Here is a 6,084-nt window from a genome sequence, read left to right as displayed (position 1 = left end):
TGGTTGCGGGAGTAGGATTTGAACCTACGACCTTCAGGTTATGAGCCTGACGAGCTACCGGGCTGCTCCATCCCGCGACGCTTTTTTTGGGCTATCGCTTACGCTACTTGAGCCCTTTTGTTTGGGCTATTGCAGGTAGAGCTTTGTTAGCCCGATTGGTCTGTTTACCGGTTGGTTTAAGACCTGTCGCCCTTCAGGACGTTATTGATGTTCTGAAGGTATTCTTTGTTTTATCGTTTTGAGGATTTTTCTAGGTTTGGCGGTGCCCTACTCTCCCACGCCTTAAGACGCAGTACCATCGGCGCAACAGTGCTTAACTTCCGGGTTCGGGATGGGACCGGGTGTTTCACTTGCGCTATGACCACCAAACCGAGGAAAATCCTCGATTTGAGAGATACACGCCGTGTTTGCCTGGGGCAAATCACGGCGAGTGGGAGACAGCTTCTTTCCAAAGGAAAGGCGCGTTCCCACATCAACATGTTATTCAAGTAAGTTAGTCTGATACGTATTCGTTTTCGTTTCGAATACGGTTGGAATGTATGCTTTGATTATCGTTCACAGAAGTCTGAGTTATCAGTCTGTCTATTACTGGATCAAATCAAGCCTATCGGGCAATTAGTACCAGTCAACTGAACGTGTTACCACGCTTACATCTCTGGCCTATCGACGAGGTGGTCTACCTCGGCCCTCAGGGATACCTTGTTTTGAGGGGGGCTTCCCGCTTAGATGCCTTCAGCGGTTATCCTGTCCGAACATAGCTACCCAGCACTGCCGTTGGCACGACAACTGGTCCACCAGTGGTTCGTTCACCCCGGTCCTCTCGTACTAGGGGCAACTCCTCTCAAGTATCCTACACCCACGGCAGATAGGGACCGAACTGTCTCACGACGTTCTAAACCCAGCTCACGTACCTCTTTAAACGGCGAACAGCCGTACCCTTGGGACCTGCTCCAGCCCCAGGATGAGATGAGCCGACATCGAGGTGCCAAACACTGCCGTCGATATGGACTCTTGGGCAGTATCAGCCTGTTATCCCCGGCGTACCTTTTATCCGTTGAGCGATGGCCCTTCCACTCGGGACCACCGGATCACTATGACCGACTTTCGTCTCTGCTCGACTTGTCAGTCTCGCAGTCAGGCTGGCTTCTGCCATTGCACTCAACGACCGATTTCCGACCGGTCTGAGCCAACCTTCGCGCGCCTCCGTTACGCTTTAGGAGGCGACCGCCCCAGTCAAACTACCCGCCACACAGGGTCCCGGATCCAGATAATGGACCGCGGTTAGACATCAAGCAGAGCAAGGGTGGTATCTCAAGGGAGGCTCCACCAAAACTAGCGTTTTGGTTTCGAAGCCCACCACCTATCCTGCACATGCTCGGCCTAATGCCAATGTGAAGCTGTAGTAAAGGTGCACGGGGTCTTTCCGTCTAACCGCGGGAAGCCTGCATCTTGACAGGCAATTCAATTTCGCTGAGTCTATGTTGGAGACAGCGGGGAAGTCGTTACGCCATTCGTGCAGGTCGGAACTTACCCGACAAGGAATTTCGCTACCTTAGGACCGTTATAGTTACGGCCGCCGTTTACCTGGGCTTCAATTCAGAGCTCTCACTCCTCCTTTTAACCTTCAGGCACCGGGCAGGCGTCAGACCCTATACGTCGTCTTACGACTTCGCAGAGCCCTGTGTTTTTAATAAACAGTCGCCACCCCCTGGTTTGTGCCCCCAGCCTCTAGTTGCCTAGAAACCGGGCCTCCTTCTCGCGAACTTACGGAGGTATTTTGCCGAGTTCCTTCAACATAGTTCTCTCAAGCGCCTTGGTATTCTCTACCTATCCACCTGTGTCGGTTTAGGGTACGATCTCATGGAAGGGCTATTTCCAGGGACCTCTCAGCAGCCCATTCAATCCGATAAGGATGAACTACCTCTGAGATCCGTCACCACTTCCTGGCCCAGGAATATTAACCTGGTTCCCATCGACTACGCCTTTCGGCCTCGCCTTAGGGGTCGGCTTACCCTGCTCAGATTAGCTTTAAGCAGGAACCCTTGGATTTTCGGCGAGAGTGTCTCTCACACTCTTTGTCGCTACTCATGTCATCATTCTCACTAGTGATCTCTCCACCGGATGGCTCACGCCCCGGCTTCATCGAAAGCTCCGTGTCTCCAATCTTCCCGAAGGAAGTAAGGAGACATGGAACTATGTCACACTACGCTCTGCTACCATGCACTATGTGCATCCTCGGCTTCGGCTCATGGCTTGAGCCCCGTTACATCTTCGCCGCAGGACAACTTATTTAGACCAGTGAGCTGTTACGCTATCTTTAAAGGATGGCTGCTTCTAAGCCAACCTCCTGGTTGTTTTGGTCGTCCCACCTGCTTTCCCACTTAGCCATGAATTAGGGGCCTTAGCCGGAGGTCAGGGTTGTTTCCCTCTTCACTACGGACGTTAGCATCCGTAGTGTGTCTGCCGTCTAGTACTCCCGGGTATTCGGAGTTTGGTTAGGGTCAGTAAGGCTGTATGCCCCCATCGCCCATCCAGTGCTCTACCCCCCGGGGTATTCGGACGACGCTCTACCTAAATAGATTTCGCAGAGAACCAGCTATCTCCGAGTTTGATTGGCCTTTCACCCCTAGGCACAGCTCATCCCGATCTTTTTCAACAGATGTGGGTTCGGTCCTCCAGTGCATGTTACTGCACCTTCAACCTGGCCATGCCTAGATCACTCGGTTTCGGGTCTGATCCCACAAACTCATTCGCCCTATTAAGACTCGCTTTCGCTGCGCCTACACCTAACGGCTTAAGCTTGCTTGTGAGACCAAGTCGATGACCCATTATACAAAAGGTACGCTGTCAGGTCGCAAGGACCCTCCAACTGATTGTAGGCGTTCGGTTTCAGGTACTGTTTCACTCCCCTCGTCGGGGTGCTTTTCACCTTTCCCTCACGGTACTGGTTCACTATCGGTCAGTAAGGAGTACTTAGCCTTCGAAGGTGGTCCTCCGATCTTCAGACAGAATTTCACGTGTTCCGCCCTACTTAATACGTCCTATCATGCTTCGAATACGGGGCTATCACCCGCTATGGCCATGCTTCCCAACATGTTCTTCTCACACTCAAGGCTCGGCTGGTCCCCGTTCGCTCGCCGCTACTAGGGGAGTATCAATTGATTTCCTTTCCTCCGGGTACTTAGATGTTTCAGTTCCCCGGGTTTGCCTTTTTAACCCTATGTATTCAGGTTAAAAATACCTGGTTTACCTCATTATTGATAACCTTGCGGCTAACAATAACAAAGTATCAGGTGGGTTGCCCCATTCAGAAATTCATGGATCAAAGCTTATTCTCAGCTCCCCATGACTTATCGCAGAGTATCACGTCTTTCATCGCCTCTTACTGCCAAGGCATTCACCAAACGCCCTTGTCGCGCTTGATTTGATCCAGAAATAGAAAGACTTGCGTCTGACACAAGAGCGGAAGCTGGTAAGAAACCGCCCTCTTCATTCTGAACCAAAAGCATACTTTCCCGCTCGCACCACGTATGATGCGAACAATATGAACACGTCCCGTATGCAACCACTATCCGTGCGGGAAGTGGCTGAAGACGTGTTCGGGTTAGTTTACTTGACTTGGACAACACTGTCGTTTCAGCCCGGCAAACCCATAAACATCCGAGGAAACAGATGTCGTATCGGCTTGCTCCTGTTGCCAGGAGCACCAGTCTGAGGTCCATCCCATACTCGGGGGACCAACAGGTTGTTGATTGTATCTCTCTAAACGATGTCAAAGCTTCCGAAGAAGCCACGTCCGATTGGACGTTCAAACATTCGAAGTGAATGCTTGAAGATCTAATCAAAGTAAGTGGTGGAGCCTAGGAGGATCGAACTCCTGACCTCCTGAATGCAAATCAGGCGCTCTCCCAGCTGAGCTAAGGCCCCACAATAACCCTCGCGGGTTGATGGTGGGTCGAGGAGGACTTGAACCTCCGACCTCACGCTTATCAGGCGTGCGCTCTAACCACCTGAGCTACCGACCCAGTTGATTTTGCTGCTGCAAAATCGACGTTCACGGAACCGGTAGGCTCACGTGTTACTGAAGAGATATGAGGACGGCCTGGTCCGAATTGAGACTTAAAGTCTCTTATGACCATTCACTCATTTCGAGTGCCTCTTCGTGAGAAGAGGAGATCTGCTAAGTGATCCACGAGATTAGCAAGCTAATCTGACTAGGATCATCCTTAGAAAGGAGGTGATCCAGCCGCAGGTTCCCCTACGGCTACCTTGTTACGACTTCACCCCAGTCGCTGAACCCACCGTGGTCCGCTGCCCCCTCCGAAGAGGTTGGCGCACGGCCTTCGGGTAGACCCAACTCCCATGGTGTGACGGGCGGTGTGTACAAGGCCCGGGAACGTATTCACCGCGTCATGCTGTTACGCGATTACTAGCGATTCCGACTTCATGGGGTCGAGTTGCAGACCCCAATCCGAACTGAGACAGTTTTTTGGGATTAACCCATTGTCACTGCCATTGTAGCACGTGTGTAGCCCAACCCGTAAGGGCCATGAGGACTTGACGTCATCCACACCTTCCTCCCGCTTATCACGGGCAGTTTCCCTAGAGTGCCCAGCCGAACTGCTGGCAACTAAGGATGTGGGTTGCGCTCGTTGCCGGACTTAACCGAACATCTCACGACACGAGCTGACGACAGCCATGCAGCACCTGTCACTAGGTCCCGAAGGAAGGCCTGATCTCTCAGGTTGTCCTAGGATGTCAAGGGTTGGTAAGGTTCTGCGCGTTGCTTCGAATTAAACCACATGCTCCACCGCTTGTGCGGGCCCCCGTCAATTCCTTTGAGTTTTAATCTTGCGACCGTACTCCCCAGGCGGAATGCTTAATCCGTTAGGTGTGTCACCGAATAGCATGCTATCCGACGACTGGCATTCATCGTTTACGGTGTGGACTACCAGGGTATCTAATCCTGTTTGCTCCCCACACTTTCGTACCTCAGCGTCAGTATCGAGCCAGTGAGCCGCCTTCGCCACTGGTGTTCCTCCGAATATCTACGAATTTCACCTCTACACTCGGAATTCCACTCACCTCTCTCGAACTCTAGACCAGGAGTTTATGAGGCAGTTCCAGGGTTGAGCCCTGGGATTTCACCCCATACTTTCTGATCCGCCTACGTACGCTTTACGCCCAGTAATTCCGAACAACGCTAGTCCCCTCCGTATTACCGCGGCTGCTGGCACGGAGTTAGCCGGGACTTCTTTACTAGATACTGTCATTATCATCTCTAGCGAAAGTGCTTTACGACCCTAAGGCCTTCATCACACACGCGGCATGGCTGGATCAGGCTTGCGCCCATTGTCCAAGATTCCCCACTGCTGCCTCCCGTAGGAGTCTGGGCCGTGTCTCAGTCCCAGTGTTGCTGATCATCCTCTAAAACCAGCTAAAGATCGTAGACTTGGTAGGCCATTACCCCACCAACTATCTAATCTTACGCGGGCTGATCCTTCTCCGATAAATCTTTCCCCCGAAGGGCGTATACGGTATTACTCTCAGTTTCCCGAGGCTATTCCGTAGAGAAGGGTACATTCCCACGCGTTACTAACCCGTCCGCCGCTCGCCCCCGAAGGGGTGCGCTCGACTTGCATGTGTTAGGCCTGCCGCCAGCGTTCGTTCTGAGCCAGGATCAAACTCTCAAGTTGAAAGCATCTTGCAATGCTATCCTTGACGTCGAACCTCTGCACATATCGTCCCATCGTTCAAATGGGACAGTTTAACCGTTTGGCTGTGCTTCAGTTTCAAAAGAAACAAAAGCCGTCCAAACAGTGAAGCTGACACTGGTCATCGGGGCGAACCCCTACCAGCGTTGATATATGCACAGGTTGATCCATCGAATGAACCAAACCGCCCACATATCTCTTCAGATATATAAATTTTCAAAGAGCGCGAAGACAAAAATCAAACAGATGCGCCAATCTCTCAGCGCGCCCGCCAATCCTAATCTTCAATCCCCCGTCTCTCCGAGGCGTCCCTCCGTCTCTCCGGAGCGTCTCTAGCAGCGCCTCAGCGCCGCCGGTAAGGGGGGTTCTA

The 6,084-nt window shown here is 52.2% G+C and carries 3 tRNA genes and 3 rRNA genes; all 6 read right to left on the bottom strand.

From position 1 onward, the window contains the following. Window positions 1-77, bottom strand: a tRNA-Met gene (locus DL239_RS21025). Window positions 78-254: 177 nt separating this feature from the next. Then, a 5S ribosomal RNA gene (gene rrf / locus DL239_RS21020) occupies window positions 255-369 on the bottom strand. A 225-nt stretch (window positions 370-594) separates the two neighbouring features. Beyond that, window positions 595-3,425 (bottom strand): 23S ribosomal RNA (locus DL239_RS21015). A gap of 426 nt (window positions 3,426-3,851) precedes the next feature. Further along, window positions 3,852-3,927: transfer RNA gene (locus DL239_RS21010), tRNA-Ala, on the bottom strand. 21 nt (window positions 3,928-3,948) lie between these two features. Continuing rightward, window positions 3,949-4,025 (bottom strand) — tRNA-Ile (locus tag DL239_RS21005). 205 nt (window positions 4,026-4,230) lie between these two features. Next, window positions 4,231-5,696 (bottom strand): 16S ribosomal RNA (locus tag DL239_RS21000). The 16S, 23S and 5S rRNA genes sit together here with 3 tRNA genes alongside, the layout of an rRNA operon. Window positions 5,697-6,084: the final 388 nt, after the last annotated feature.

Source organism: Parasedimentitalea denitrificans, from assembly GCF_011813015.1.
Classification (GTDB): domain Bacteria; phylum Pseudomonadota; class Alphaproteobacteria; order Rhodobacterales; family Rhodobacteraceae; genus Parasedimentitalea; species Parasedimentitalea denitrificans.
This window is presented reverse-complemented; position numbering and strand designations above follow the sequence as displayed.